The 26,216-nt window shown below is 62.8% G+C and carries 23 protein-coding genes; 19 read left to right on the top strand and 4 right to left on the bottom strand.

Features of this window, described 5'->3' with window-relative positions; genetic code table 11:
* Positions 1-114 precede the first annotated feature (114 nt).
* The 3 genes from AC07UB_RS03090 (at position 115) to AC07UB_RS03080 (ending at position 5,400) form a co-directional block, all read left to right on the top strand.
* Entirely contained in the window at positions 115-1,254 is a 1,140-nt protein-coding gene (locus tag AC07UB_RS03090) for an efflux RND transporter periplasmic adaptor subunit (RefSeq protein WP_492789088.1), read from the top strand.
* A gap of 162 nt (positions 1,255-1,416) precedes the next feature.
* The gene (locus AC07UB_RS03085; RefSeq protein WP_494652201.1) at positions 1,417-4,545 is read left to right on the top strand and encodes an efflux RND transporter permease subunit; all 3,129 of its coding nucleotides are present in this window, start codon (positions 1,417-1,419) and stop codon (positions 4,543-4,545) included.
* A 6-nt stretch (positions 4,546-4,551) separates the two neighbouring features.
* Positions 4,552-5,400 (top strand): amidohydrolase family protein, encoded by an 849-nt coding sequence (locus tag AC07UB_RS03080; RefSeq protein WP_492789090.1) that lies wholly within the window; start codon positions 4,552-4,554, stop codon positions 5,398-5,400.
* Positions 5,401-5,416: 16 nt separating this feature from the next.
* On the opposite strand, the gene erpA is transcribed toward AC07UB_RS03080, so the two are convergent.
* Positions 5,417-5,767 carry an iron-sulfur cluster insertion protein ErpA gene (gene erpA, locus AC07UB_RS03075; RefSeq protein ID WP_492789091.1) on the bottom strand — a complete coding sequence of 117 codons (351 nt, stop codon included), beginning with the start codon at positions 5,765-5,767 and terminating at the stop codon, positions 5,417-5,419.
* 95 nt (positions 5,768-5,862) lie between these two features.
* Between erpA and AC07UB_RS03070 the strand changes: the two genes are divergently transcribed.
* The 11 genes from AC07UB_RS03070 (at position 5,863) to surE (ending at position 17,413) form a co-directional block, all read left to right on the top strand.
* Entirely contained in the window at positions 5,863-7,071 is a 1,209-nt protein-coding gene (locus tag AC07UB_RS03070) for a deoxyguanosinetriphosphate triphosphohydrolase (protein WP_492789092.1), read from the top strand.
* A gap of 45 nt (positions 7,072-7,116) precedes the next feature.
* Positions 7,117-8,910: an arginine--tRNA ligase gene (argS, locus tag AC07UB_RS03065; protein WP_494652202.1), complete on the top strand. Its 1,794-nt coding sequence runs from the start codon at positions 7,117-7,119 to the stop codon at positions 8,908-8,910.
* A 108-nt stretch (positions 8,911-9,018) separates the two neighbouring features.
* Positions 9,019-10,533, top strand: a complete 1,515-nt coding sequence (locus AC07UB_RS03060; RefSeq protein ID WP_494652203.1) for an SPOR domain-containing protein — start codon at positions 9,019-9,021, stop codon at positions 10,531-10,533.
* A gap of 257 nt (positions 10,534-10,790) precedes the next feature.
* Complete coding sequence (gene nagZ, locus AC07UB_RS03055) at positions 10,791-11,819, top strand: beta-N-acetylhexosaminidase (protein ID WP_494652205.1); 1,029 nt, start codon at positions 10,791-10,793, stop codon at positions 11,817-11,819.
* The gene (locus AC07UB_RS03050; protein WP_492789096.1) at positions 11,816-12,652 is read left to right on the top strand and encodes a segregation and condensation protein A; all 837 of its coding nucleotides are present in this window, start codon (positions 11,816-11,818) and stop codon (positions 12,650-12,652) included. The genes nagZ and AC07UB_RS03050 overlap by 4 nt, the downstream gene beginning before the upstream one ends.
* Positions 12,653-12,673: 21 nt before the next feature.
* Positions 12,674-13,408, top strand: coding sequence for an SMC-Scp complex subunit ScpB (scpB, locus tag AC07UB_RS03045; protein ID WP_492789097.1), 735 nt, complete (start codon positions 12,674-12,676; stop codon positions 13,406-13,408).
* Between the two features lie 179 nt (positions 13,409-13,587).
* The gene (locus tag AC07UB_RS03040) at positions 13,588-13,827 is read left to right on the top strand and encodes a twin-arginine translocase TatA/TatE family subunit (protein ID WP_492789098.1); all 240 of its coding nucleotides are present in this window, start codon (positions 13,588-13,590) and stop codon (positions 13,825-13,827) included.
* 59 nt (positions 13,828-13,886) lie between these two features.
* Positions 13,887-14,306 (top strand): Sec-independent protein translocase protein TatB, encoded by a 420-nt coding sequence (gene tatB, locus AC07UB_RS03035; protein ID WP_492789099.1) that lies wholly within the window; start codon positions 13,887-13,889, stop codon positions 14,304-14,306.
* Positions 14,303-15,130: a twin-arginine translocase subunit TatC gene (gene tatC / locus AC07UB_RS03030; protein WP_492789100.1), complete on the top strand. Its 828-nt coding sequence runs from the start codon at positions 14,303-14,305 to the stop codon at positions 15,128-15,130. Before tatB ends, tatC begins: the two co-directional genes overlap by 4 nt.
* A gap of 203 nt (positions 15,131-15,333) precedes the next feature.
* Positions 15,334-16,644, top strand: a complete 1,311-nt coding sequence (serS, locus tag AC07UB_RS03025) for a serine--tRNA ligase (protein WP_494652208.1) — start codon at positions 15,334-15,336, stop codon at positions 16,642-16,644.
* 1 nt (position 16,645) lies between these two features.
* Positions 16,646-17,413: a 5'/3'-nucleotidase SurE gene (gene surE, locus AC07UB_RS03020; protein ID WP_492789102.1), complete on the top strand. Its 768-nt coding sequence runs from the start codon at positions 16,646-16,648 to the stop codon at positions 17,411-17,413.
* A 22-nt stretch (positions 17,414-17,435) separates the two neighbouring features.
* Here surE and AC07UB_RS03015 read toward each other — a convergent pair whose 3' ends face one another.
* Complete coding sequence (locus AC07UB_RS03015; protein ID WP_492789103.1) at positions 17,436-17,819, bottom strand: response regulator; 384 nt, start codon at positions 17,817-17,819, stop codon at positions 17,436-17,438.
* A 222-nt stretch (positions 17,820-18,041) separates the two neighbouring features.
* Here AC07UB_RS03015 and AC07UB_RS03010 point away from each other — a divergent pair, with 222 nt between their 5' ends.
* Positions 18,042-18,695 carry a protein-L-isoaspartate(D-aspartate) O-methyltransferase gene (locus AC07UB_RS03010; protein ID WP_494652211.1) on the top strand — a complete coding sequence of 218 codons (654 nt, stop codon included), beginning with the start codon at positions 18,042-18,044 and terminating at the stop codon, positions 18,693-18,695.
* Between the two features lie 106 nt (positions 18,696-18,801).
* Positions 18,802-20,151, top strand: coding sequence for a peptidoglycan DD-metalloendopeptidase family protein (locus AC07UB_RS03005; protein ID WP_494652212.1), 1,350 nt, complete (start codon positions 18,802-18,804; stop codon positions 20,149-20,151).
* Between the two features lie 84 nt (positions 20,152-20,235).
* Here AC07UB_RS03005 and AC07UB_RS03000 read toward each other — a convergent pair whose 3' ends face one another.
* The gene (locus tag AC07UB_RS03000; protein WP_494652214.1) at positions 20,236-21,792 is read right to left on the bottom strand and encodes an MFS transporter; all 1,557 of its coding nucleotides are present in this window, start codon (positions 21,790-21,792) and stop codon (positions 20,236-20,238) included.
* Positions 21,793-21,917: 125 nt separating this feature from the next.
* Between AC07UB_RS03000 and AC07UB_RS02995 the strand changes: the two genes are divergently transcribed.
* Complete coding sequence (locus AC07UB_RS02995; protein WP_494652216.1) at positions 21,918-22,814, top strand: LysR family transcriptional regulator; 897 nt, start codon at positions 21,918-21,920, stop codon at positions 22,812-22,814.
* A 28-nt stretch (positions 22,815-22,842) separates the two neighbouring features.
* Here the strand turns inward: AC07UB_RS02995 and AC07UB_RS02990 are convergent, their stop codons facing one another.
* A complete protein-coding gene (locus tag AC07UB_RS02990; protein WP_494652218.1) occupies positions 22,843-23,826 on the bottom strand; it encodes an ATP-binding protein in 984 nt (327 codons plus the stop codon).
* 207 nt (positions 23,827-24,033) lie between these two features.
* Between AC07UB_RS02990 and yajC the strand changes: the two genes are divergently transcribed.
* Both yajC and secD read left to right on the top strand, forming a co-directional pair.
* Positions 24,034-24,387, top strand: coding sequence for a preprotein translocase subunit YajC (gene yajC / locus AC07UB_RS02985; RefSeq protein ID WP_019197008.1), 354 nt, complete (start codon positions 24,034-24,036; stop codon positions 24,385-24,387).
* A 205-nt stretch (positions 24,388-24,592) separates the two neighbouring features.
* Positions 24,593-26,194 carry a protein translocase subunit SecD gene (gene secD / locus AC07UB_RS02980; RefSeq protein ID WP_494652220.1) on the top strand — a complete coding sequence of 534 codons (1,602 nt, stop codon included), beginning with the start codon at positions 24,593-24,595 and terminating at the stop codon, positions 26,192-26,194.
* The last annotated feature ends 22 nt before the right edge of the window (positions 26,195-26,216 follow it).

Below are 26,216 nucleotides of genomic sequence, written 5' to 3'. Positions count from 1 at the left end.
ATGACCGGCGCGGCTGTGATAAGCCGATGACAAATAACGCTGGAAAACCAGTGAAAAAGGGGGCGGGGAACGACGGCTTGCCACGGGATGGACGGCCTGCACCTGCGAGACGAAATGGCGCAAAAGACTTTCAAAAGACGCGGCCTGCTGATTGCAGGCCTCTGCGTTGCGGCGGTCGCTGTCTATACAACCCGCGGCATGTGGATGAGCGGAGCGACCACGGCGAAGGCGCCACAGCGGGCCCGTGCCGTATCCGTCGAACTCGCGAAAGCCGAGAAAAAGACCGTCCCGGTCGATGTCGATTCCATCGGAATGGTGACGCCGATTTCCAGCGTGGCGCTGAAATCCCGTCTCGAAACCACAATCGTCGAAGTTCATTTTCAGGATGGCGCGCGAGTGAAGGAGGGCGATCTCCTGTTCACGCTCGATGCGCGCCAGATCGATGCGCAGATTGCGCAGGCGGAAGGTAATCTTGCGCGTGACCGGTCGCAGCTAGTCGCCGCCGAGCGCGATGTGAAGCGCTTCGGTGAGCTGATTACGAAAGGCGCGACAACGCAGGTCAATGTCGACAATGCGAAAACGGCGCTCGACAATGCCGCGGCGACCGTTCAGGCCAATCAGGCGCTGCTGGACAATCTGAAGGTTCAGAAAAGCTACACCCTCATCAAGGCGCCGATCAGCGGCCGCATCAGCGCCGCCTCGGTCAAGGTCGGTAATTTCGTCCGGCCGGCCGATACCTCGGCCCTCGCCACCATCAACCAGATGGCGCCGGTCTATGTGACCTTCGCGATCCCGCAGCGGGTGCTGAGCGACCTGCGCGACGCCATGAAGGACGGGCAGTCGTCGGTGACGGCCACGATCCCGGGCAGCGGCAAATCGGAAACCGGCGTTGTTGCGATGGTCGAGAACTCGGTCGATCCCACCACCGGCATGGTGACCGTGCGTGGCAGCATGGGCAACGAGAGCGAGCTGTTGTGGCCCGGCATTCTCGTCAACACGACGCTGACGGTTCGCACCGAAAATGCGGTCGTCGTGCCGTCGGTCGGCGTCCAGCGCAGCCAGACCGGGAACTTCGTGTTCGTCGTCAAGGATGGCAAGGCACAGGTGCAGCCCGTTACCATCAGTCGCACGTTTCAGGGCACTTCGGTGATCGACAGCGGGCTGGAAGGCGGGGAAGATATTGTGGTCGATGGGCAATTGCTGCTGTCAAACGGCACGTCCGTCGAGCCGCGCAGCCGCAAGGCCGGAGCCTAGTGATCCGATTCTAACATTCGCGTCCCTTCTCAGCAGGCATTCTCGCGAATGTTAGAATCAAAGGATCACTAGCAAATATAGATTTCGAGTGTCCTTCCGATCCGCCGTTCGCTGCGGAAGGCGCTGCAAAGCAAAGCGAACGGCGGATCGGGACACTCGCGCATGAATCTGTCGGAGCTTTGTATCCGCAGACCGGTGATGACGACGCTGATGACGGCGTCGATCATTGCGTTCGGCGTGTTCGGATTTCGGCTGCTGCCGGTTTCCGCGCTGCCGAAGGTTGATTTCCCGACCATTCAGGTGACGGCGACGCTGCCCGGTGCAAGCGCCGACACGATGGCGGCCTCCGTCGCGGGGCCGATCGAGCGCCAGCTCTCGACCGTCGCAGGCATCTCCTCGATGTCGTCCTCCTCGTCGCAGGGCACGACCTCGATCATCATTCAGTTCGACCTCAACCGAAACATCGACGGCGCGGCCCTCGACGTGCAGACCGCGCTGACCATCGCGCAGCGCCGCCTGCCGGTCGAAATGCTCGTTCCGCCGAGCTTCCGGAAGGTGAACCCCGCCGACTTCCCCGTGCTGTTCGTGTCGCTGAGTTCGGAGACGCTGCCGCTGTCGACCGTCAACGAATACGGCGACATCACCATCGGCCAGACGTTGTCGCAAATTCCGGGCGTGGCGCAGGTGCTGATCTACGGTCCGCAGAAATTCGCGATCCGCGTGCAGGCCGACCCCGAAGCCGCGGCGGCCAGAGGCTTGTCGCTGGAGGACATTCGCGCGGCGGTGTCGCGCGCCAATTCATCGACGCCGGTCGGCACGCTGAACGGCCCGAAGCAGGATATCGCGCTTCAGGCGTCGGGGCAGCTCAACAAGGCGATCGACTACCGTCAGGTCGTAGTGGCGTGGCGCAACGGCTCGCCGGTCAAGCTCGATGAGGTCGCGAAGATCTACGACAGTGTCGAGAACGACAAGGCCGCGACCTGGTTCAACGGCACCCGTTCGATCGTGCTGGCGATCCAGAAGCAGCCCGACGCCAACACGGTCGCGGTCGTCGATGCGGTGCGGGCCAAGCTGCCGTCGCTGCGTGCGCAGATTCCGCCTTCCATAACCATGGACGTCACGCTGGATCGTTCGGTGTCGGTTCGTGAATCCGTCGCTGACGTGGAAGAGACCCTGCTGATCGCGGTCGGCCTGGTGATCGTGGTGATCTTCCTGTTCCTGCGGTCGGCGTCCGCAACCTTCATTCCCGCGCTCGCGGTTCCGATCTCGCTGCTCGGAACCTGCGCCGTGATGTATGCGCTCGATTATTCCATCAACAACATGACGCTGCTGGCGCTCACGCTGTCGGTCGGGTTCGTGGTGGACGACGCCATCGTCATGCTCGAAAATATCGTGCGTCATATCGAGCAGGGCATGAAACCGTATGAAGCGGCGCTGAAAGGCGCCCGCGAGATCGGTTTCACCATTCTGTCGATCACGTTCTCGCTGATCGCCGTCTTCATCCCGGTGCTGTTGATGGGCGGCATCGTCGGTCGCGTGTTCCGCGAATTCGCGGTGACCATCTCCGTCGCCATCATCGTGTCCGGCTTCGTATCGCTGACGCTGACGCCGATGCTGTGTGCGCGCGTCCTGAAACCGCACGATCCGCATCACAAGCCCAACATCGTGTTGCGCGGGTTCGAGGTGATGTTCGACGGCTGGCTGCGTGCCTACGAATGGGCGCTCGACCGTGTGCTCGCCTACAAGTCCATCATGCTCGTTGTGACGTTCGCGACGCTCGGCGCAACCATCTGGCTCTACATCGTCGTACCGAAGGGCTTCTTCCCGCAGGAAGATACCGGGTTTCTGAGCGGCACGACGGAGGCCGCGACCGATACGTCGTTCATGGCAATGAGCGAGCGGCAGAAAATCCTTGCCGACATTTTGCGCGCGGACCCTGCGGTCGAATTCGTGAACAGCACGGTCGGATCGGGCGGGCCTAATCCGACGGCGAATTACGGGCGGATGTTTATCGGCCTGAAACCGAAGGGCGAGCGGGAGCCTGCTCCGATCGTGATGTCCCGGCTGCGGCAGAAGGCACTTCAGGTGCCCGGCTTGCAGGCCTTCTTTCAGGGCATCCAGAACCTGAACATCGGCGGACGCGCGTCCAAGAGCCAATACCAGTACACGCTGCAAAGCGGCGACACTGAATCGTTGTATCGCGTCGCGCCGGAAATGCGCGACCGCATCGCGAAGGTGCCGGGGCTGCTGGATGTCACGACGGATCTTTACATCAAGAACCCGCAGCTGACGGTCGACATCGACCGCGAGAAAGCCGCCGTCTACGGCGTCACCGCCGATCAGATCCGCAACCAGTTGTTCAATGCTTACGGTGCGCGGCAGGTGGGCACGATCTACATGCCCTCGAACGACTACCAGATCATTCTGGAAGTGCAGCCGAAATTCCGGGTCGATCCGACCGACCTGTCCAAGCTGTACGTGAAGACGGCGAACAATCAGACGATCCCGCTGGACGCGGTGGCCAAAATGGTGCCGACGGTCGGGCCGTTGCAGATCAACCATCAGGGCCAGCAGCCGGCGGTGACGATTTCGTTCAACCTCCAGCCGGGCACATCGCTCGGCTACGCCGTCGATCAGATTGGCAAGATCGAGCAGGAGTCGAATCTTCCGGCGACCGTCGCCACCGGATTCTCGGGAACAGCGCAGGTCTTCCAGGATTCGCTGCGCGGGCAGGGCGTGCTGATTCTCGCCGCCGTATTCGCGGCGTTCATCATTCTGGGCATTCTCTATGAGAGCTTCATCCACCCGATCACAATTATCTCGGGTCTGCCGTCGGCCGGCATCGGGGCGATCCTGACGCTGATGCTGTTCAACATGGAAATGTCGGTGATCGCGATGATCGGCATCGTCATGCTGGTCGGCATCGTGAAGAAGAACGCGATCATGATGGTGGACTTCGCCATCGGGCGACGTGCCGTCGGTCTGAGCGCGGAACACGCTATCCGCGAAGCGGCGCTGCTGCGTTTTCGCCCGATCATGATGACGACGTTCGCCGCGATCTTCGGCACGCTGCCGATTGCGCTGGGCACGGGCGCGGGCGCCGAACTGCGCCAGCCGCTCGGCGTGGCGGTGGTCGGCGGTCTTCTGGTGTCGCAACTGCTGACGCTGTTCATCACGCCGGTGATCTACATTTATCTCGACCGTATCGATCGCCGCCTGAAGCGCCATCTCGATCCGACCTTGCAGGACACGCCGGACGTCGAGCCGCCGCGCGTCGCCGCGGCCGAGTAGAATCAGATGTCATTCAGAACAATGCGAGGGTGGTGGTACGTCGCTGTCGCCGCCATGGCGATGGCTGCCGCGCCGCCCGCCCGCGCAGTCGAGGAGCCGATCGAGATCTTCGACGCTCATCTGCATTACAACTGGGAGCCGACGCCGTTCTATCAGCCCGACGAAGTGCTCGCGCTGTTCAAGAAGCATCGCGTCACCGGCATTCTCGCGACCAGCCGCCCCAACACCGGCACCCACGCGCTGATGGATGCGAAAGCCGAAGGGCTTTGGGTGGTGCCGTTCATCCGGCCCTATCGTGTCCGGCCCGACATCCAGACATGGTTCAACGACCCGACGATCTTCGATCTGGTGCAGGAGGAATTCAAGCGCGGCTATTATCGCGGCGTCGGCGAGTTTCATCTGTCGGGAAAGGCTGCGGCCACCGAGTGGGTGAAGAAGGCCGTCGACTTCGCGGTCGCCAACGATCTCTACCTCCATGCCCACGCCGACGATGAAGCCGTCGAGATTCTGATGCGTCACAACGGGCGCGCGAAAATCATCTGGGCGCATACCGGCTTCGGTCTGTCGTCGGCGCGTGTCGCGGCGATGCTCGCGACCTATCCGCAACTGTGGGGCGAACTGTCCTATCGCAGCGGCATCACCGGCGCCGGCGGCGTGCTCACCCCGGAATGGCGGGCGATGTTCGAGAAATATCCGGACCGCTTCCTGCTCGGATCGGACACATGGATCAGCGAACGCTGGTCCAGCTACGGCGCGATCATGGCCGAGTACCGCGGCTGGCTCAAACAGCTGCCGCCTGCGGTCGCAAAGCAGATCGCGCACGGCAACGCGCGGCGGCTGTTCGCCGCCAACTAATCCGGTTGTCGAGAAATCAGATCGAGAAACTCGTGCCGCAGCCGCAGGACGCGGTGGCGTTCGGATTGACCACGCGGAATGACGCGCCGATCAGGTCGTCGACGAAGTCCACTTCCGATCCGGCAAGGAACGGCACCGACGCCGGGTCCACCAGCACCACGGCGTTGTCGCGCTCGATCACGAGATCGTCGTCCGCTCTGGCGCGCTCGACGTCGAACTTGTACTGGAAACCCGAGCAGCCGCCGCCCTCGACGCTGATGCGCAGCATCGCGCCTTCACCCTCTGATTTGAGGATGGTGCCGATTCGCTTCGCGGCCCGCTCCGAGATTGTGACATTGCCGGCAGGGGCGAGTTCGGTGGTCGTCATGACGTCTCCGACATCCGGGGTGTTTGAATGTCCCGGTAATGCATAGTTAAGTGCGTCGGACGCCGGAATCAAACGCCGAAAGTAGAATAATTCGCATGTCGGTCGGAATGGCTGCCCCTCCCGTGGTCTATGGCTGCGACCCGGATCAAAGCCGCGGCAGGCGGTTCAACGAGCCCCCGAGCCTGCGGCGCAGTGCCTTCCGCCGCGACTGCGACCGGGTGATCCACGCCAATGCGTTCCGGCGTCTGAAGCATAAAACCCAGGTCTTTGTCTTTCATGAAGGCGACCACTACCGCACCCGCCTGACCCACACGCTGGAAGTGGCGCAGATCGCCCGCGCGCTGGCGCGGCAGCTCGGCCTCGACGAGGACCTGACCGAGACGCTGGCGCTGGCCCACGACCTCGGCCATCCGCCGTTCGGCCATGCCGGGGAGCGGGCGCTGGACGAATGCCTGCGCGACCACGGCGGCTTCGACCACAACGCGCAAAGTCTGCGCGTGGTGACCTTGCTGGAGCGGCGCTATCCGGCCTTCGACGGCCTGAACCTCACCTGGGAAGCGCTGGAGGGCATCGTCAAGCACAACGGCCCCCTGATCGACCGCAACGGCGAGCCCGTGGGGCGTTACCGCGAGCGCGGCGTGCCGGTCGGCATCTCCGATTATGTCGCCCAGCACGATCTCGAATTGTGGAGCCATGCCTCGCTGGAGGCGCAGGTGGCCGCCGTCGCCGACGACATCGCCTATGACGCGCACGACATCGACGACGGACTGCGCGCAGGATTGTTCACGGTGGACGATCTCGGCGCCATCCCGCTGATCGCCGACATCAACGCCGTCATCATTGCGCGCTATCCCGTGCTCGACGAGGCGAGGCGCGGCGCGGAACTGGTGCGCGAGCTGATCTCGTACCTGATCGAGGACGTGTTTTCGGAGACCCGCAAGCGGCTCGCTGTGGTGAAGCCGCACGGTGTTGCGGATGTGCGCAATCATGACGGCACGATTGTCAGCTTCTCGGCCGAAGCCGAAAAGGCGGAGGCGGCCATCAAGGGCTTCCTCAAGGCGCGGATGTATCGCCACGAGCGCGTGATGAGCGTGATGCGGGACGCCGAAACCGTGGTGAGCGATCTCTTTGCACGCTACCGGGCCGAGCCGGGCGACCTGCCGGCCGAGTGGCTGGCGCACGAGGGCGACGAGGACGACGCCAGCCGGGCACGGCGGATCGGCGATTTCATTGCCGGAATGACCGACAGATACGCCATTATCGAGCATCAGCGGCTTTTTGACTTGACCCCGGATTTGCGTTAGGCGGCGGCTTGGAAAAGCGGCGCGACAACTGGTTTTTATAGGCGAATGACGGATACTGCTTCCTCCCAACATCTTTTCGCAAACGTGCTTTCACGCGTGCATGGCGTGTGCGCGGCGCTGGCCGATGAGGGCGTTTTGCCCGCAGGTCTCGACCTTGCACGTGTCGTGGTCGAGCCGCCGCGTGACGCAACCCACGGCGACATGGCGACCAATGCTGCGATGGTTCTGGCCAAGGACGCCAAGGCGAAACCGCGCGAGCTTGCCGACAAGATCGTCGACAAACTTCGCGCCGATCCGATTGTCGAGCGCGTCGATGTCGCCGGTCCCGGATTCATCAATCTGACGCTGAAGACGTCGGCATGGTTCGGCGCGTTGCGCACGGTGCTGGAGCAGGGCAGCGGTTATGGCCGCAGCGCCGCCGGTGCAGCCGAGAAGGTCAACGTCGAGTACGTCTCGGCGAACCCGACGGGGCCGATGCATGTCGGCCACTGCCGTGGCGCGGTGTTCGGCGACGCGCTGGCGAGCCTGCTGTCGTTCGCCGGCTTCGACGTGACGAAGGAATACTACATCAACGACGCGGGCGCGCAGGTCGACGTGCTCGCGCGCTCGGCGTTCTTGCGCTATCGCGAAGCGCTCGGCGAAGCCATCGGCGAAATTCCGGAAGGGCTTTATCCGGGGGATTATCTTGTGCCGGTCGGTGAGGCGCTTGCGAAAGAGCATGGCGACAAGCTGCTGAAGCAATCCGAGGCGGAGTGGCTGCCGGTGGTGCGTGCCAAAGCCATCGCGATGATGATGGAGATGATCAAGGGTGATCTCGCCGCGCTCAACATCAAACATGACGTTTTCTTCTCGGAGCGTTCGCTCAACGAGAACGGCAACGACCGCGTCGGCGCGACCATCGCGGGCTTGCGCGAAAAGGGCGATGTCTACGAAGGTCGCCTGCCGCCGCCGAAAGGCGCGCCGGTCGAGGACTATGAGGACCGCGAGCAGACACTGTTCCGCGCCACCGCGTTCGGTGACGATGTCGATCGTCCGCTGAAGAAATCCGACGGCTCGTACACCTACTTCGCCTCCGACATCGCGTATCACAAGACCAAGGTCGACCGCGGCTTTCTCAACATGGTCGACGTGTGGGGCGCGGACCACGGCGGCTACATCAAGCGCGTGCAGGCGGCGATCAAGGCAGTCACGGCGAACAAGGCCACGCTCGACGTGAAGATCGTGCAGCTCGTGAAGCTGCTACGCAACGGCGAGCCGGTGAAGATGTCGAAGCGCTCCGGCGATTTCGTCACGCTGCGCGAAGTCGTCGATGAAGTCGGCTCGGATGCAGTGCGCTTCATGATGCTGTTCCGCAAGAACGACGCGGTGCTCGACTTCGATCTCGCCAAGGTGATCGAGCAGTCGAAGGACAACGCGGTGTTCTATGTCCAGTACGGACACGCGCGCGGGCATTCGATCTTCAAGAATGCGCGCGAGACGGTTCCATCATTGCCGGAGGATGAAGCAGGGCGCGTTGCGTTCCTGCGTCAGGCGAAGATCGAGCGGCTCTCCGACCCGGTCGAACTCAGCCTGATCCGGCAGATCGCGCTTTATCCGCGAATCGTGGAAGCGGCGGCGGTGGCACACGAGCCCCACCGAATCGCTTTTTACCTCTATGATCTCGCGAGTGAATTTCACGCGCTTTGGACCAAGGGGCGCGATTTGCCCTATTTACGCTTCATTATCCAGAATGATGCAGAAGTAACAATCGCGCGACTTGCCTTGGTTCAAGGCGTCGTCTCGGTTCTGGCTTCCGGCCTCGCCGTGCTCGGCGTCCATGCTCCAGACGAGATGCGATAGTTGGGGGATTTTGACCGCCGCGGGGAAACGGGTGGCGGCAGCGTGAACAGCGGTCGCTCCGTTTGAATGACGGGTGCGGCGCTTTCCCGAAGGGGATGCAACATCGCAATGGCTAACCAATATCGCGACAGACCGTTTCCAGCGGATGACGACTACGGTCGGGATCATTCAGGCACCCCGCAGCAGGGCGAGAGCGATCCGCTGGCTGAACTGGCGCGGCTGATCGGGCAGACCGATCCGCTCTCCGATTTCGGACGCGATCCAAAAATCCAGTCATCGCAGGTCCAGCCGCCACGGCATGAACAGCACGATCAGTATGATCAGCACGATCAATACGACGCGCAGGACACCTACGCCGAGCAGGAAGAAGAAGCGCCGGTCGCCCGTCCGTCCTGGCTTCAAAATCTGACCGCGGGACGTCGGCCCCAGCGGCAAGAGCCTGCCTATCAAGCTCCGGTCTATCGCGAGCAGGATCACTACGATCCGCGTTATGCCGACGGGCAGCATGATCCGGCCCAGGCCCATCAAGCTCCGCATTTCGATCATTCCGGTTACGACCCGTTGCCGTCCGAACAGTCGCGCGGCCAGCACGTGGCCGCGAGCGACCGGTACGACGACGTTCTGTACGGACGGCCCGACCACGATCCCGCCCGCGACGACTACGCGCAGGGCGGGGCTTACGACGACGGATATGACCGGCCGCCCTACGATGAGAATTTCGAGCACGACGCACCGAAGGCGCGGCGCGGCGGGACCATGACGGTTGTCGTGGTGTTGCTGCTCGCGGTTGTCGGCACCGGCGCTGCCTTCGCTTACCGGACCTTTGTCGGCTCTCCGCGCAGCGGCGAGCCTCCGGTCATCAAGGCCGATGCCGGACCGAACAAGGTTGTTCCCGCCGCTGGCGCGAACGACAGTTCGGGCAAGCAGATCTACGACCGCGTCGGCGACAAGACCGCCGAGCGCATGGTGTCTCGCGAAGAACAGCCGGTCGACGTCAACGCCAAGACCGGGCCGCGCGTGGTGTTTCCTCCGCTGACCCAGAACGCCAATCCACCATCGGTGGCCAACGCGTCGATGAACACGCGGCCGACCGGCGCAGGCGTCGGCAACGGGACATTGAGCGGCGAGGAGCCGCGTAAAATTCGCACCCTGAGCATTCGCCCGGATCAGGCGGAAGCCGCTGCCGCACCGGCCCCGGCACCTACAGCAGCGCGTGCCCAGGCTCCAACTCCGGTGCAGCGCACGCAGGCGCCGGCCAGCACCGCCTCGACCGGTGCGCCGCAAGCCAATGCACCGGTTGCGTTGACGCCGCCGCAGCCGGCTGCCGCCGAAACGCGATCCAGGATGGCCGCGCTTCCTCCTGCCGCGAGCGGGAGCGGAGCCTTCGTGCAAGTCTCGTCGCAGAAGTCCGAGGCTGACGCGCGGGCGTCCTTCAAGGCGCTGCAAGGCAAGTATTCGGGAATTCTCGGCTCACGGTCGGTTTCGATCCGCCGCGCCGACATCGCCGGGAAGGGCACGTTCTATCGCGCCATGGTCGGACCGTTCGGGACAGGCGAGGAGGCGACGCAGTTCTGCGTCAACCTGAAGTCCGCCGGCGGACAATGCATGGTCCAGCGGAACTAACGTCTGATAATTTCTGGCCGATGCGACGGACGCTGAACCGTCATCCTGAGGTGCGAGTTCTTGCGAGCCTCGAAGGATGACTGTCCGAATGTCGCCGTCGCCCTTCGAGGCGTTCGCCACGCTACGGCACCTCAGGGTGACGGCTTCGCGCCAGATCCTTGAGATCGGCCGCATTTGCGGTGGATGACACCCGCAAATACCCCTGAATTTCCCTGCTTTCCTTGACCCTGGAGCCGCGCGCGGGCTAATCGCCGAGGATGGCCGCGCGCGCATTCATCACGGGTGTTTCGGGAACCGCTCTGACCGACGACGAGCGGGCATTTCTGCGCGACACCCGTCCGTGGGGTTTCATTCTTTTCAAGCGCAACGTTGAAAATCCGGACCAAGTCATTCGGCTGGTTCAGGATTTACGATCCGCGGTAGGGCGCCCCGACGCGCCGGTCCTGATCGACCAGGAAGGCGGGCGGGTGCAGCGGCTCCAGCCGCCGCAGTGGCCTATCTACCCCCCCGGCGCGGTCTTCAGCGCCCTGTACGACACCGATCCCGGCGCGGGGCTTGAGGCCGGTCGCCTGACCGCGCGCCTGATTGCGGCCGATCTGACCGATCTCGGGATCACCGTGGACTGCCTGCCGCTGGCCGACGTGCCGGTTCCCGGTGCGGACGGCGTGATCGGCGACCGGGCTTATGGGACATCGCCGGACAAGGTTGCGGCCATTGCCCGGGCGGTCACCAACGGGCTGGTTCAGGGCGGCGTGTTGCCGGTTCTGAAGCACATTCCCGGCCATGGAAGGGCCACGGCGGACAGCCACTTTCGGTTGCCGACGGTCGATGTTCCCGCAGCGGAACTCGCCAAAACGGACTTTGCGGCCTTCGCGCCGCTGGCCGATCTGCCGATGGCAATGACGGCACATGTTGTGTTTAGCGCGCTGGACCCCGCCCAACCGGCGACGACATCTGCGACAATCATCGCAGAGGTGATTCGCGGAACAATTGGATTCCAAGGTTTGCTGATGAGCGATGACGTTTCGATGAACGCCCTGCAGGGATCGATTGCGGAGCGGACCCGCGCCAGTCTGGTGGCGGGCTGCGACGTGGTCCTGCATTGCAACGGCAAGCTCGACGAGATGCTCGAGGTTGCCGGCGAGACGCCTGTGCTTGCGGGCGAGGCGCTGGCCCGCGCGGACCGCGCGCTGGCGTCGCGCAAGCCGCCGCAGCCGTTCGATCGCGTCGCCGCGCGTTCCGAACTCGACCGGCTGATAGGGCGGGCAGGGAGCCTCACGTCATGAGCGCGGAAATCCTGTCCTTCGAAACCGGATTGCCGGCGGAACGCGCCGAGGACGAACCGGCGCTCGTCGTTGATGTCGAAGGCTATGAAGGTCCGCTGGACCTGCTGCTTGCGCTCGCGCGTCAGCAGAAGGTGGATCTCTCCAAGATTTCCATTCTGGCGCTCGCCGATCAGTATCTCGTTTTCATCGAAGCGGCGCGCAAGCTGCGGCTGGAACTGGCAGCCGACTATCTCGTGATGGCGGCATGGCTCGCGTATCTGAAATCACGCCTGTTGCTGCCTGAACCTCCCGAAGCCGAGGGACCTAGCGCCGAGGATCTGGCGAACGCGCTGGCCAACAGGCTGCGCCGACTCGAACAAATTCGCGAGGCGTCGAACCGCCTGATGACGCGGCCGCAACTGCGCCGGGATATTTTCCCGCGCGGCCAGCCGGAATCGATTGCGCAGATCAAGCACGCCCGCTGGACTGCGACGCTGTACGATCTGCTGACATCCTACGCGACGCAGCGTCAGCAGCGTGTGCTTGCCACCGTGCATCTCACCAAGCGGACGGTGTGGTCGCTGTCGGAAGCGCGCGCTTCGCTCGAGCGGCTGGTCGGCTCCGCCGAGTCCGAGGATTGGGCGAGCCTTGACGAATATCTGATGCGCTACGTGATGGACCCCACGCAGAAGGCGACGGTATTCGCGTCGAGCTTCGCTGCGGCGCTCGAACTGGTGCGCGAAGGCACGCTGGACCTGCATCAGAAGGAAGCGTTCGCGCCATTGTATTTTCGTAAGCATATCGGGAGTTTGCCTCCTGACGCTCACACAGCGTCGGAAGCGCCGGTCGAGTAAGTGGAAGAAGGAGACAAGGCCATGCCAAGTCCGGCGAGAACGAGTGTGGCGGCAAAGCACATCGCGCCCGTGGAGCAGCAGTCCTCGGACGAGGTCGTTGCGCGCCCCGAGGAACTGCGTCTCCTCGAAGCCCTGCTGTTCGCATCGACCGAGCCGCTCGACGAGGCATCGCTCGCCAAGCGGATGCCGGAAGGCGTCGACGTGAAAGCGGCCCTCGCGCAGTTGCAGGCCGACTACGCCATGCGCGGCGTCAATCTTGTGCGCGTCGCCAACAAGTGGACCTTCCGCACCGCGGGCGATCTCGCCTGGCTGATGACGCGCGAAAGCACGGAGACGCGCCGCCTGTCGCGCGCCGCGATCGAGATGCTGGCGATCATCGCCTATCACCAGCCGGTGACGCGCGCCGAGATCGAGGAGATCCGCGGCGTGGTGACGTCGAAGGGCACCCTTGATGTGTTGCTGGAGACCGGCTGGATCCGTCCGCGCGGACGCCGCAAGACGCCGGGACGGCCGCTCACATTCGGCACCACGGAAGCTTTCCTGTCGCAGTTCAGCCTGGAAGCGCTGGGCGATCTGCCGGGTCTCGATGAATTGAAGGGCGCGGGCCTGCTGGACACCCGGTTGCCGGGCGGCTTCTCTGTTCCATCGCCCTCGGATGATCCGGCGCTGCGCGACGACGAGGAGCCGCTGGAGCCCGGTGATCTCGAATTGACGCTGGCGCCCGCCGTGGAGCCCGAAAAGAGCGGCGAAAGCTGATGTCAGGTCCCGGTTTCGCGTTATCGCGCAGTCCGGAAGACGAACATTAACTCTCGTGTCAATGCGCCGGTTTGCGCAGTCATGACGCGGGGTTAATCCTTGTTTTTGACACCTCCGCAGCCTACTTTCCGGTCAGATTTGGCCGGACATAAACCGGCGCGTGTTTGGAGGATGGCAGTATGGGTTCGTTTAGTATCTGGCACTGGATCGTCGTCATCGGCGTCGTCCTGCTGCTGTTCGGCCGCGGCAAGATTTCGGACCTGATGGGCGACGTCGCACAGGGCATCAAGGCCTTCAAGAAGGGCATGGCGGACGACGACGTGAAGCCGGCCGACAAGCCTGCCGAGCCAGTCAAGACCATCGACAGCGCGCCGTCGGCCACGTCGTCGCGAAGCGATGTCGGAAGCAAGGTCGTCTGATTTCAGACTTCGCTTTTTTTGAGTGAGTGCGGGGCAAAGCTCCGCAAACGGATCTTTCCATGTTCGACATCGGGTGGAGTGAACTGGTCGTCATCGGCGTCGTGGCGCTGATCGCCATCGGCCCGAAGGAGTTGCCAGGCGTGCTGCGCATGGTCGGGCAATGGATGGGCAAGGCGCGCCGGATGGCCTCCGAATTCCAGGGCCAGTTCAACGAAGCGATGCGCGAAGCGGAAATGGCCGACATCAAGAAGACGTTCGATGACGCCTCGGCTGCGGCGAAAGATCTGTCGCCGACCAATCTGCTGACGTCGCTGAACAAGGACGTCGAGGACGCGATCAACCCGCCCGCCACGCCGACCACGCCCGAGCCGCCGACTGCTGAAACCTTCGCGGAAGCCGAAACACATGCGCCGGCACCCGAACCATCAAATGTGACGCCTTCGAGCGTCGCGCCTGCGCCGGACGCCAAAGCGTCATGAGCACCGAAGACATCGAAGCCACCAAAGCGCCGTTGATGGATCACCTGATCGAGCTGCGTTCGCGGCTCATCAAGGCGCTGCTGGCGTTCGGCATCGCTTTCATCTTCTGCTTCTTCTTCGCCAAGCAGATCTACAACGTGCTGGTGTGGCCGTTCGTCTGGGTCGCCGGGCCTGAGAATTCCAAATTCATCTACACGGCATTGCTGGAATACTTCCTGACGCAGTTGAAGCTCGCCATGTTCGGCGCGGGCTTCATCTCGTTTCCGGTGATCGCGGCGCAGATCTACATGTTCGTCGCGCCCGGCCTCTACAAGCACGAGCGCGGCGCGTTCCTGCCGTACCTGATCGCGACGCCGATCTTCTTCGCGCTGGGCTCGCTGCTGGTTTATTTCCTCGTGCTGCCGATGCTGATCCGCTTCTCGCTCGGGATGCAGCAGGTGGGCGGCACGGAAACAGCACAGATCGCGCTGCTGCCGAAGGTTGGCGAATATCTCTCGCTGATGATGTCGCTGATCTTCGCGTTCGGCATCGCGTTCCAGCTGCCGGTGGTGCTGACGCTGCTGGGGCGGATCGGAATCCTGACCTCGAAACAACTGCGCGAGAAACGGCGCTATTTCATCGTGGTGGCGTTCATCATCGCCGCCGTGCTGACCCCGCCGGATGTCATCAGCCAGATGTCGTTGGCGATCCCGCTGCTGGTTCTCTACGAGGGTTCGATTTGGTCGGTTGCGATCGTGGAGAGAAACAAGGCCAAGCAGGCCACGGGGACGACCCCGCCGGCAGACACGCCTCCGTCGCCTCCCGCCACGACGCCTGCGGAGTAGGGCGGTTCGCTCTCCCTGTCGTACAGCCAGTCGTGTGTTCGGGGTATTGTGGCTGTCATGCCCTCGATTCGTCATGCCCGGGCTTGGCATTTTTGTCGCGCAAGCGGCATAGATTTGCTTGCGATGGCATCCACGACTTGTTCTAACGCACGCAGAAATAGCGCCAATGGCCGGGAAAGCCCGGCCATCACTGGAAATTTGCCATGCACGATATTCGCTGGATTCGCGACAACCCGGATGCGTTTGACGCAGCATTGAAACGGCGCGGGCTTGAGCCGCTGTCGAAGCCGCTGATCGCGCTCGACGAGAAGCGCCGCGCGGCCATTCTGGCGTCGGAACAGACGCTGGCGCGGCGCAACGCGGCGTCCAAGGAAATCGGCGACGCCAAAAAGAACAAGGACAACGCGCGCGCCGACACGCTGATGGCCGAGGTCGGCGAACTCAAGACGAAGCTTCCCGAACTGGAAGCGGCGGCGAAGAAATACGAGGACGACCTCAAGACCGAACTCGCGCAGATTCCGAACCTGCCGCTCGACGAGGTGCCCGACGGCGCCGACGAGCACGGCAATGTCGAGCATCATCACTTCGGCGCGAAGCGCAACTATGCGTTCAAGCCGAAGGAGCATGTCGAGCTCGGCGAGGCCATGAAGTCCATGGACTTCGAGGCGGCGGCGAAAATGTCCGGTTCGCGCTTTGTCGTTTTGAAGAAAGGTCTTGCACGTCTCGAACGCGCCATCGGGCAGTTCATGCTCGACCTGCACACCAACGAACACGGCTATACGGAAGTGAATCCGCCGCTGCTGGTGCGCGACGACGCGATGTTCGGCACGGCGCAGCTGCCGAAGTTTCGCGATGATCAATTTGCGGCAGGCGCAATCGATAGCGGCGGCGAGGGGTATTGGCTCATCCCCACCGCTGAAGTCCCGCTGACCAATCTCGTCCGCGAATCCATCCTCGACGAAAAAGAACTGCCGATGCGGCTGACGGCGCTGACGCCGTGCTTCCGCGCGGAAGCGGGCGCTGCGGGGCGCGACACGCGCGGCATGATCCGCCAGCATCAGTTCACCAAGGTCGAACTGGTCTCGATCACCACGCCCGAGGAATCGAAGAACGAACACGAGAGGATGCTGGCCTGCGCCGAGGAAGTGCTGCGCCAGCTCGATCTGCATTACCGCGTCATGACGCTGTGCACCGGCGACATGGGCTTCGCGTCGCAGAAGACCTACGACATCGAGGTCTGGATGCCGGGGCAGGGCGAGAGCGGCATGTACCGCGAGATTTCGTCCTGCTCGGTGTGCGGCGATTTTCAGGCGCGGCGCATGGACGCGCGCTCGCGCGGACCGGACGGCAAGCCGCGCTTCGTGCATACGCTGAACGGCTCGGGCACGGCCGTCGGCCGCGCGCTGATCGCCGTGATGGAAACCTATCAGCAGGAGGACGGCTCGATTGCCGTGCCGGACGTGTTGCAGCCGTATATGGGCGGCCTCAAAGTGATCGCTAGGGAAGAAAAATAACATGCGAATTCTCTGTACGAACGACGACGGCATTCACGCGCCGGGCCTCAAGGTCATCGAGGAGATCGCGCAGCAGCTGTCCAGCGACGTCTGGGTGGTCGCGCCCGAAATGGATCAATCCGGCGTCTCGCATTCGCTGTCGTTGAACGATCCGATGCGGCTGCGCGAACTCGACGACCGTCACTTCGCGGTCCGCGGCACGCCGACCGATTGCGTCATCATGGGATCGCGCTTCATCCTCAAGGACAAGCTGCCCGACGTGGTTCTGTCCGGCGTCAACAAGGGCCGCAACGTTGCGGAGGACGTGGTTTATTCCGGCACCATCGCCGGCGCGCTGGAAGGCACCATCCTCGGTCTGCCGTCGTTCGCGCTGTCGCAGGAATTTTCGCTTGAGACGCGCAACAAGCCCCTGTGGGAGACGGCGCTGAAGTTCGGTCCCGACGTGATCCGCAATGTGATGAAGCTCGGCGTGCCGCGCGACACCGTGATCAACGTCAATTTCCCGGCGTGCATGCCGGAGGAAGTGAAAGGCATTGCGGTCACGCGGCAGGGCAAGCGCAATCAGGGCTTCCTGCGCGTCGACGAGCGTCGCGATGGCCGCGGCAATCCGTATTACTGGATCGGGTTCGAGCGGCTGGCGGTGATCGATGTGCCAGGCGAGGGCACCGACCTTGCAGCATTGGATGCGAATTTCGTGTCGGTCACGCCGCTGCGGCTCGACCGCACCGATGTCGTGTTCTCGGAAAAGCTCAAGGGTGTTTTGAAGTAATGATCGACGTCGTTCCGACGTCCTACGCCGCGATGCCCTTCAGCACGATCTCGATCGTGCGCGCCAGCGTTTCGACCTGGAACGGCTTTTGAATCGTGATGCGGTCGCGGAATTTTTCCGGCAGGCCCTGCGCGCCGTAGCCGGTGGCGAACACGAACGGCCGTCCGCGCAACTGCACGGCCTCGGCTACGGGCGTGATCACCTTGCCGTTGACGTTGACGTCGAGGATGGCGATGTCGAAGTCGGTCGACTGAACCAGCCGGACGCCTTCGTCGATGTCGCCCGCTTCGCCGGCAATGGCATAGCCAAGCTCTTCCAGCATGTCGGCGACCATCATGCGGATCATCACTTCATCTTCGACGAGCAGAATCGACGTGCGCGATCCTGCTTTTACGATGCCCGACATTCGTCCCCCAAACCACACATCTGGACCAGTGTCCCGAATCCGACGTTTGCCCGTGTTGCAGCGGCTTCGGCTGCCGGAATAACATAATTATTCCGCACATAACTTCTATCAGCGCGTTGGGTTCCATCAAGGGAACCTGTATGCAAAAAACCGATCCTGCGATGCGTGTCAAATGATACCACAGATCGAACAGCCGTTTTGTCCTTAGATCGTTGAAGATTCATGCCGTCGCCCTTACCAACGCCCCACGAAAAGATGATGTTTCAGCTGAACCTGCGGCAGCGCGGGATCAGCGACCAGGCGGTGCTGAAGGCGATGGAAGACGTGCCGCGTGAGCTGTTCGTCATGTCGGCCGACCGGCCCCATGCCTACCGGGACACGGCGCTGGGGATCGCATGCGGCCAGACCATCAGCCAGCCGTTTGTGGTGGCCTACATGACCGAACAACTGCAACTGGAGCCGTCGCATCGCGTGCTGGAGGTCGGGACCGGGTCTGGTTATCAGGCCGCGATCCTGTCGAAGCTCGCCCGGGACGTCGTGACGCTGGAGCGTTTTCGCACGCTCGCCGACCGCGCCAAGCTGGTTCTTGCCGAACTCGGATGCAGCAATGTCGATGTGGTTCTCGGTGACGGGTTCAGCGTGCCCGAGACGCTCGGCACGTTCGACCGGATCATCGTCACTGCGGCGATGGAGGACATTCCCGACGCGCTGCTCGGGCGGCTGGAGCCGGGCGGGGTGCTGATCGCGCCGGTTGGGCCAGTGGACGACCGTCAGGTTCTCACGCGCGTGGTCCGAACCGGCGATGGCTTCAACCGGCAGGACCTTGTGGCGGTGCGTTTCGTGCCCGCGCTGCAGGGCATCGCCCGCGAGATGTAAGTGGCAGCTGCGGCACGGACGGCGAGGCAGGTTTGGTGCCTTAAAGAGTTATTTACTCGGACTGTGTTTACTCAAATTTGTGTTAGTTGCGTACAAGTGAGTAACCATGTCCCGCTTTGTCGAGTTGATAAGCTCGCGCCGTGCGCCGCATTTTGTGGTCCTGGCGCTCGTCTCGGTCGGATTTGGCGGATGTAGCGCCGACACCCAGACACGGTTCCAGGACAACTCATTCTCAAATCCGTTTGCGTCGCGCAACAGCGCGCCGGAGGCGACGGGGTCCGTTCAGCAGAGCGGCAACTACCAGCACAATTACCAGCAGCAGCCGCGTGAGCTTCCGCAGTACAGTCGGCCGCGCTCCGCGCCGATCGTATCCGCGCCGTTGTCTCAGCCTGTTGCAACCTCGGGCGGCGGACGCGGGATGGCGTCGTATACGCCGCCGTCGTCACCCATCGAGACCACCGGAACGGTCGCGCCGCGCTCGGTCGCCGCGACCTCCGGATACAGCCGCGAGGGCGGCACCACGATCATCGTCGGGACCGCAGACACGCTCGATGTCATTTCGAAGCGCTACAACGTGCCGTCATCGGAAATCCTCAAGGCGAACGGCTACGGCGGACCGCGTGTGTTGCAGCCGGGTCAGCAGCTGGTGATTCCGCGCCGTGTGGCGCACGCCAATCCGCCGGCATTGTCGCCCGCGCCGGGCACCAAGGTTGCGGCCGGTCTTCCGGCAAGCGTGCATGTCGTCAAGTCGGGCGACACGCTGATGAATCTGTCGCGTCGTCACAACATCCCGCCCGCACAGCTTGCCGCGGCGAACCACATTCCGGTGACCACGCAGCTCAAGATCGGCAGCAAGATCAACATTCCGGGCGGCGCCAAATCCGCTGCTGTTGCTGCCGCGCCCGCACCCCAGCTTGCTGCGGAAGCGCCGAAGCCTGCGCCGGTTGCGGCTCCCGCTGCAAAGCCGGTGACGGTCGCATCGGTCGAGCCTCAGCAGAAGGCGCGTGTTGCGACCGAAACCAACGATCTGCCTGAAGCCCAGTCGCCGGTGAAGGCCGCCGACGCGACCAATGCGCTGCCGACGTTTCGCTGGCCGGTGCGTGGCCGCGTGATCACGGCTTACGGCGCGAAGACCAACGGCAAACAGAATGACGGCATCAACGTCGCCGTGCCCGAAGGCACGCCCGTGAAGGCCGCCGAAGACGGCGTGGTCGCCTATTCGGGCAACGAACTCAAAGGTTATGGCAATCTGATCCTGGTTCGGCACTCCAACGGTTACGTCACCGCGTATGCCCACGCGAGTGAACTGATGGTGAAGCGCGGAGATTCAATCAAGCGCGGCCAGGTCATTGCTAAATCGGGTCAGTCGGGAGAGGTGGGGTCGCCGCAGCTTCACTTCGAGATCCGTAAAGGATCTTCAGCCGTCGACCCGCTTCAATTCCTGAACGGCGCGTAAGCCACTTAAATTTTCTAGATCCACTATGTCCCCCGGCGAAAGCCGGGGGATTTTTCTTTTGCGGACTGTTTCTCTCCGGTGAGCTTACTCGGCGGTGTCCATGACGCAGGCCAGTTCGGATTTTGCGGTCGCTTCCTCGAAGCCGAAGATCAGGAAGCTGATCGCGGCCAGGATCCACGCGCCGATGCCGCCATAGAGCATCACCCAGCCGAAACCCTTGACTAGCGCCGCGTGAACGGCCGCACCGGATGGATCCTGAACGGACAGCACCGGATACGCGTGTTGCAGCGAACCGAAATTTCCTGTGGCGATGGCCGAGGCCATTGCGCGCAACTGCTGGCCGTCGAGGGCGGCGGTGAGCGTTTCGGGAAGGGACCACTGGATCGCTTCCAGCAGGATCAGCCCCATCACCGCAATGTTGATGGCCAGCGAGATCAATCGTGCGCTGATGTCGATCCCGGACGCCATGCCTGCGCGGTTACTCGGGACGGCACCGGTAGTGGTGTTGGTCACTGACGTATTGGTCAGGCCAAGTCCGATCCCGGCCAGAAGCGCGCCGGGTAGCACGGTGAGCCAGCTCGCCTGTTCCAGGCCGCTGCCGAAACGCATGGCGATAAAGCCGGCGCCCATGACGGCCATGCCAAGAGGAATGACAATGCGGGCGCCGTGACGCCGGAGCAGATAGTCGGCGATAGGAGGCAGGATCAGAAACGGAATTGTATAGGCCAGCAGCAGGAATCCGACGGCCTTGCTGTCGAGGCCAAGACCACCCTCGAAGTAAATCGGCAGGTAGATCATGAACGGCCAATAGCAGAAGTTCATGCCGATGCAGCCGATGATGGCGCCGCTAAACTTTCGGATCCGGAATACCGAGAAGTCGAACATCGGTTGCGCGGTGTTGCGCTCCACGAGCACGAAGGCGGTGAAGCTTGCAATTGCGATGGCCGCGAGCCCGATCGCAGTCGTTATGCCGAGGTCTGCGCCTTGCGTGATCACGTAGGTTAGGCCGAAGACGGCGATCGTCAACGTCACGATCCCCCAGCCATCCAGCCGCTTGGCGTGCGGGTCTCGCGATTCCAGAATACCGATACTCGTCGGGATGAGGGCCAGTATCGTAAGCGGAACATGGATCAGGAACACCCAGTGCCAGCTCGATAACGCGGTGATCATGCTGCCGATGATCGGACCGAATCCCAGACCCACGCCGCTGATAACGCCCCATGCGGTAAAGGCCCGGCCGCGCTCACGTTCGTCCTGATACTGGTGCGAGATGATAGCAATCGAGCAGGTGAGCATGGCGCCGCCGGCGAGACCTTGCAGAAACCGGGCAACGATCAGCGCCGATGCGCTCTGCGCCAGTCCGCACATGAGCGACGTGAGGCCGAATGCGATCGTGACCGTGGTGAAAACCCGCTTCCGGCCATAGCGGTCGGCGAAGGTGCCGGTCGCCATCAGCACGGTCGTGCAGGCGATCGTGTAGGCGTTCATGATCCATTGCAGATCTTTGAAATCCGCGGGCAGGGCTGTTTCCAGCGTCGGCAGGATGACCGGGACGCTGGATATTTCGAGACCGAACATCAATGATGCCAGACAGACGCCGATCAGCGCGGCAGTGTTTCTGGTTGAGGGCGAGACGCGCATGTAAAATCCTTTCAACCCGACGCGGATGTCGCCGGTGCGGATTGAGGGATATGGGCGCTATCTTTTCATGACGGAAATGAATTGATTTTATTGATTTCAGTTCTGGTCGTCATATATGTGGGTCTATGGATTTCGAGCCCACATTGCTTCGCGCCTTTGTTGCCGTCTGCGAGACCGGCGGATTCACGCGCGCGGCGCAGCGGCTGCATTTGACCCAATCCGCCGTCAGTCACCAGATCCGGCGGCTGGAGGAGCAGGTGGGGCGGCCGCTTCTGTATCGGACCACGCGCAAGCTGACCCTGACCGAAGACGGCGAGGATTTTCTGCGCCACGCCGAACAGATTTTGCAAAGCCAGGAGGCGCTGACGCGCCGCTTTCATTCTTCCACGGCCTCGGGCGCCGTCCGGCTGGGCGTTCCGGAAAACTTCATCGGCGATCGGCTGCCGCAACTGCTTGGCCGGTTCGCGCGCAGTTACCCTGCGGTCCGGCTCGAGGTCTCGGTCAGTGTCTGTCTTGACCTGCAGGCCAAGGTCGATGCCGGCGACCTCGATCTTGCGGTGGCGATTACCCGACTGGATCAGGAGAACGGAACAGTTCTTCGTCGGACGAAATTTGTCTGGGCGGCAGCCGACACTTTCAAGCGGCCGCAGAATTCATCACTGCCATTCGCGTTCTCTCCGCCGCCGTGCGCGATGCGCGCGATGGCTGTCGATGCGCTCACGGCTTCCGGCATCGATTGGCATGTCGGCTTCACGTCGGCGAACCAGCATGGTCTGAAGGCGGCGGTGCAAGCGGGGCTGGCGGTGTCGATCTTCGCCCAGGAGGAAATCGAACCATGGATGATGGTTCTTGACGGCAACGACGGCCTGCCGCCTCTGCCGGAAGCAAAGTACGTCCTGATCAGCAAGCATGGCGACCTGATGCCATGCGCAGCCGAGTTGGGCCGGTTGATCGTTGACGAGGCGGGCTTCTGGCGCAACCCGTCGGGGACGGAACGCGCGCGCTTGACGGCGGTCCAGTAAACTTCGCCTTCGTCGGTGCCCGTGCGGTCTACTTCGCCGCGAGCCGCACGCCCATGCGGCCCGCAAGCTCCTGCGTGAACTGCCACGCCACGCGGCCGGACCGCGATCCGCGTGTGGTCGACCATTCGAGCGCTTCGCGTTCGAGCTGGTCGTCGGCCATCTTGACGCCGAAGTGCTTGCAGTAGCCGCGCACCATGTCGAGATATTCGTCCTGGCTGCACTTGTGGAAGCCGAGCCACAGGCCGAAACGATCCGACAGCGACACCTTTTCCTCGACGGCTTCGCCGGGATTGATTGCCGTCGAGCGCTCGTTCTCGATCATGTCGCGCGCCAGCAGGTGGCGGCGGTTGGACGTCGCATACAGAATGACGTTATCGGGCCGGCCTTCGATGCCGCCTTCGAGCACCGCCTTCAGCGATTTGTAGGAGGCGTCGTTGCCGTCGAACGACAGGTCGTCGCAGAACACGATGAAGTGGAAATCCGATTCCCGCAGCAGCGCCATCAGCAGCGGCAGGCTTTCGATATCCTCGCGGTGAATTTCGATCAGCTTGAGCCGTCCGCGGACCTCCGGCATGGCGTTGACGCTGGCGTGCGCCGCCTTCACCAGCGACGACTTGCCCATGCCGCGCGCACCCCACAGCAGCGCGTTGTTGGCGGGCAGGCCCCTGGCGAAGCGTTCGGTGTTCTCGATCAGGATGTCGCGCATCCGGTCGATGCCCTTGAGCAAACCGAGATCGACGCGGCTGACTTTTGGAACCGGGACCGGCCGTCCGTCCGGATGCCAGACGAAGGCATCGGCGCCTTTGAGAGAATCGGCACCGGACGGTTTGGCGGCGGATGCGTTCAGGCTGGCGGCGATGCTCTCCAGCGCTAGGGCGATGCGCGACCCAGCGTCGCGCGCGGCCGAAGCCGCAGGGCGTTTTGTCGCGGTTTTCAGCGCCTTGCCGGGACGCGCCCTGACAGTGGCGGCGGGAGCCTTTTTGGAGGCCTTTTTATTGGGTTTTTTGGACATGAATCAGCACCACAGAACCAGACCGGTAGGGCACCCTTAGCGAGGCCTTTGAGCGCCCGCAAGCGCCACAAATGCATGGGCAAATCGACATCTCCGGTCCCGTTGCAATTGGGCGGTCTGCCGCTATAGTCCGCGCAAATTCGGCCAAAACGGCCAATAGCCTTCGCGTTTTGCCCCCTTGGCGCACGCCTTTCCGAGGACTTTCGAATGTTCATTACTCCCGCCTTTGCTCAGGCTGCCGGCGCCGGCGACACCAACAGCATGCTGATGTCGCTGCTGCCGTTCGCGCTGATCTTCGTCATCATGTACTTCCTGATCCTCAAGCCGCAGCAGAAGAAGCTGAAGGACCATCAGGAACTGGTGAAGAACATCCGCCGCGGCGACACCGTCGTGACCAATGGCGGCCTCGTCGGCAAGGTGACCAAGGTGGTCGATGACGACCAGATTGAAGTCGAAATCTCCGACGGCGTGCGCATTCGTCAGATGCGCCAGATGATTTCCGGCGTGCGGACCAAGGGCGAGCCTGCCAAGGACTCCAAGGAAGAAACCGCCGCGAGCTGACGCGCTCCGACTGCTGCGGCTTCATTAATCTGACGGGTTATCCAGTGGTCCGATTCTAACATTCGCACCGTCTCGCATCGGTAGCGCTTGCGAATGTTAGAATCAAAGGACCACTGGTAAATATAGATGCTAATGTCCCTTCGTGTCCGACGTTTGCACGAGGGGATGCTGCAAGTTAAAGCAAACGTCGGACACGGGACATTAGATGTTGTATTTTACGCGGTGGAAGGCGCTGGCGGTCATCCTGACCGCCTTCATCGTCTGCCTTTGCGCGGTTCCGAACTTCTTCCCTGAATCGACCGTCAAGACCTGGCCGAAGTGGGCGCAGCGCCACATCGTGCTCGGCCTCGATCTTCAGGGTGGCTCGCATATCCTGCTCGAGGTCGACTCAAACTCGGTCAAGAAGGACAAGCTCGATCAGGTGCGTGACGACACGCGCCGCGTGCTCCGCGATGCCAAGGTCCCCTATACTGGTCTCGCCATTCGCGGCGACAACGTAGAAGTCCGCATCACCAATCAGGCCGATCTGGCCAACGCGCTCGCCAAACTGCGCGAACTCTCGCAGCCGCTGGGCGGAATCCTCGGATCGAGCGGCCAGCGCAGCGTCGAAGTCAGCGACGCCGGCGGCGGGTTGATCCGGCTGACCGTGCCGCCTGCAGCGATCACCGAGCGCATCCGCCAGTCGGTCGAACAGTCGATCCAGATCGTCGAGCGCCGCATCAACGAACTCGGCACCGTCGAACCGCTGATCCAGCGTCAGGGCGTCGACCGCATTCTGGTGCAGGTGCCCGGATTGCAGGATCCGACCCGTCTCAAGGAATTGCTCGGCAAGACCGCCAAGCTCGATTTCCGCATGGTCGATGCGACCGTGCCCGCCGATCAGGCCCAGCAGGGCCGGGTGCCTCCGGATTCCGAACTTCTGATGAGCGCGTCCACGCCGAAGACGCCTTATGTCATCAAGAAACAGGTGCTCGTCTCCGGCGGCGACCTGACCGACGCGCAGCCCGGCTTCGATCAGCGCTCGGGCGAGCCGATCGTCTCCTTCCGCTTCAACACCTCCGGCGCGCGCAAGTTCGCGCAGGCCACGCTGGAGAATGTCGGCCAGCCGTTCGCCATCGTGCTCGACAACGAAGTGATTTCGGCACCGGTCATCCGCGAACCGATCACCGGCGGCTCCGGCCAGATTTCCGGCAGTTTCACCGTGCAGGGCGCGAACGATCTCGCGATCCTGCTGCGCGCGGGCGCATTGCCTGCGCCGCTGACCATCATCGAGGAACGCACCGTCGGCCCCGGACTCGGACAGGACTCGATCGCCGCGGGCGAACTCGCGTCCTATGTCGGCTCGGTGCTGGTCATCGTGTTCATGCTGCTGACCTACCGGCTGTTCGGCTTCTTCGCCAACGTCGCGGTCGCCATCAACGTCGCCATGATCTTCGGCATCCTGTCTTTGCTCAACGCGACGCTGACGCTGCCCGGCATCGCCGGCATCGTTCTGACGGTCGGCATCGCGGTCGACTCGAACGTGCTGATCTATGAGCGCATCCGCGAGGAACTGCGCGCGGGGCGCACGGCGATCTCGGCCATCGATGCCGGCTTCACGCGGGCGCTCGCGACCATTCTGGATTCGAATATCACCACCTTCATCGCGGCGGCCGTGCTGTTCTACATCGGAACCGGTCCGGTGCGCGGCTTCGCCGTGACGCTCGGCATCGGCATCATCACCACGGTTTTCACGGCTTTCACCGTCACGCGATTGATCGTGGCGATGTGGGTGAGCTGGAAGCGGCCCAAAGTCGTGCCGATTTGAACGTCAGAACGGACCACTAGAC

Source organism: Afipia sp. GW821-FHT04G03 (assembly GCF_059419985.1).
The sequence above is the reverse complement of the archived record's forward strand: the minus strand, read 5'-3'. Positions and strand labels throughout refer to the sequence as shown.

What these genes read in the sequence shown, in the direction of transcription:
- AC07UB_RS03090 (WP_492789088.1), top strand. Translation starts at nt 115, where the DNA reads ATGGCGCAAAAGACTTTCAAAAGACGCGGCCTGCTGATTGCAGGCCTC.
- AC07UB_RS03085 (WP_494652201.1), top strand. Translation starts at nt 1,417, where the DNA reads ATGAATCTGTCGGAGCTTTGTATCCGCAGACCGGTGATGACGACGCTG.
- AC07UB_RS03080 (WP_492789090.1), top strand. Translation starts at nt 4,552, where the DNA reads ATGTCATTCAGAACAATGCGAGGGTGGTGGTACGTCGCTGTCGCCGCC.
- erpA (WP_492789091.1), bottom strand. Translation starts at nt 5,767, where the DNA reads ATGACGACCACCGAACTCGCCCCTGCCGGCAATGTCACAATCTCGGAG.
- AC07UB_RS03070 (WP_492789092.1), top strand. Translation starts at nt 5,863, where the DNA reads ATGTCGGTCGGAATGGCTGCCCCTCCCGTGGTCTATGGCTGCGACCCG.
- argS (WP_494652202.1), top strand. Translation starts at nt 7,117, where the DNA reads ATGACGGATACTGCTTCCTCCCAACATCTTTTCGCAAACGTGCTTTCA.
- AC07UB_RS03060 (WP_494652203.1), top strand. Translation starts at nt 9,019, where the DNA reads ATGGCTAACCAATATCGCGACAGACCGTTTCCAGCGGATGACGACTAC.
- nagZ (WP_494652205.1), top strand. Translation starts at nt 10,791, where the DNA reads ATGGCCGCGCGCGCATTCATCACGGGTGTTTCGGGAACCGCTCTGACC.
- AC07UB_RS03050 (WP_492789096.1), top strand. Translation starts at nt 11,816, where the DNA reads ATGAGCGCGGAAATCCTGTCCTTCGAAACCGGATTGCCGGCGGAACGC.
- scpB (WP_492789097.1), top strand. Translation starts at nt 12,674, where the DNA reads ATGCCAAGTCCGGCGAGAACGAGTGTGGCGGCAAAGCACATCGCGCCC.
- AC07UB_RS03040 (WP_492789098.1), top strand. Translation starts at nt 13,588, where the DNA reads ATGGGTTCGTTTAGTATCTGGCACTGGATCGTCGTCATCGGCGTCGTC.
- tatB (WP_492789099.1), top strand. Translation starts at nt 13,887, where the DNA reads ATGTTCGACATCGGGTGGAGTGAACTGGTCGTCATCGGCGTCGTGGCG.
- tatC (WP_492789100.1), top strand. Translation starts at nt 14,303, where the DNA reads ATGAGCACCGAAGACATCGAAGCCACCAAAGCGCCGTTGATGGATCAC.
- serS (WP_494652208.1), top strand. Translation starts at nt 15,334, where the DNA reads ATGCACGATATTCGCTGGATTCGCGACAACCCGGATGCGTTTGACGCA.
- surE (WP_492789102.1), top strand. Translation starts at nt 16,646, where the DNA reads ATGCGAATTCTCTGTACGAACGACGACGGCATTCACGCGCCGGGCCTC.
- AC07UB_RS03015 (WP_492789103.1), bottom strand. Translation starts at nt 17,819, where the DNA reads ATGTCGGGCATCGTAAAAGCAGGATCGCGCACGTCGATTCTGCTCGTC.
- AC07UB_RS03010 (WP_494652211.1), top strand. Translation starts at nt 18,042, where the DNA reads ATGCCGTCGCCCTTACCAACGCCCCACGAAAAGATGATGTTTCAGCTG.
- AC07UB_RS03005 (WP_494652212.1), top strand. Translation starts at nt 18,802, where the DNA reads ATGTCCCGCTTTGTCGAGTTGATAAGCTCGCGCCGTGCGCCGCATTTT.
- AC07UB_RS03000 (WP_494652214.1), bottom strand. Translation starts at nt 21,792, where the DNA reads ATGCGCGTCTCGCCCTCAACCAGAAACACTGCCGCGCTGATCGGCGTC.
- AC07UB_RS02995 (WP_494652216.1), top strand. Translation starts at nt 21,918, where the DNA reads ATGGATTTCGAGCCCACATTGCTTCGCGCCTTTGTTGCCGTCTGCGAG.
- AC07UB_RS02990 (WP_494652218.1), bottom strand. Translation starts at nt 23,826, where the DNA reads ATGTCCAAAAAACCCAATAAAAAGGCCTCCAAAAAGGCTCCCGCCGCC.
- yajC (WP_019197008.1), top strand. Translation starts at nt 24,034, where the DNA reads ATGTTCATTACTCCCGCCTTTGCTCAGGCTGCCGGCGCCGGCGACACC.
- secD (WP_494652220.1), top strand. Translation starts at nt 24,593, where the DNA reads ATGTTGTATTTTACGCGGTGGAAGGCGCTGGCGGTCATCCTGACCGCC.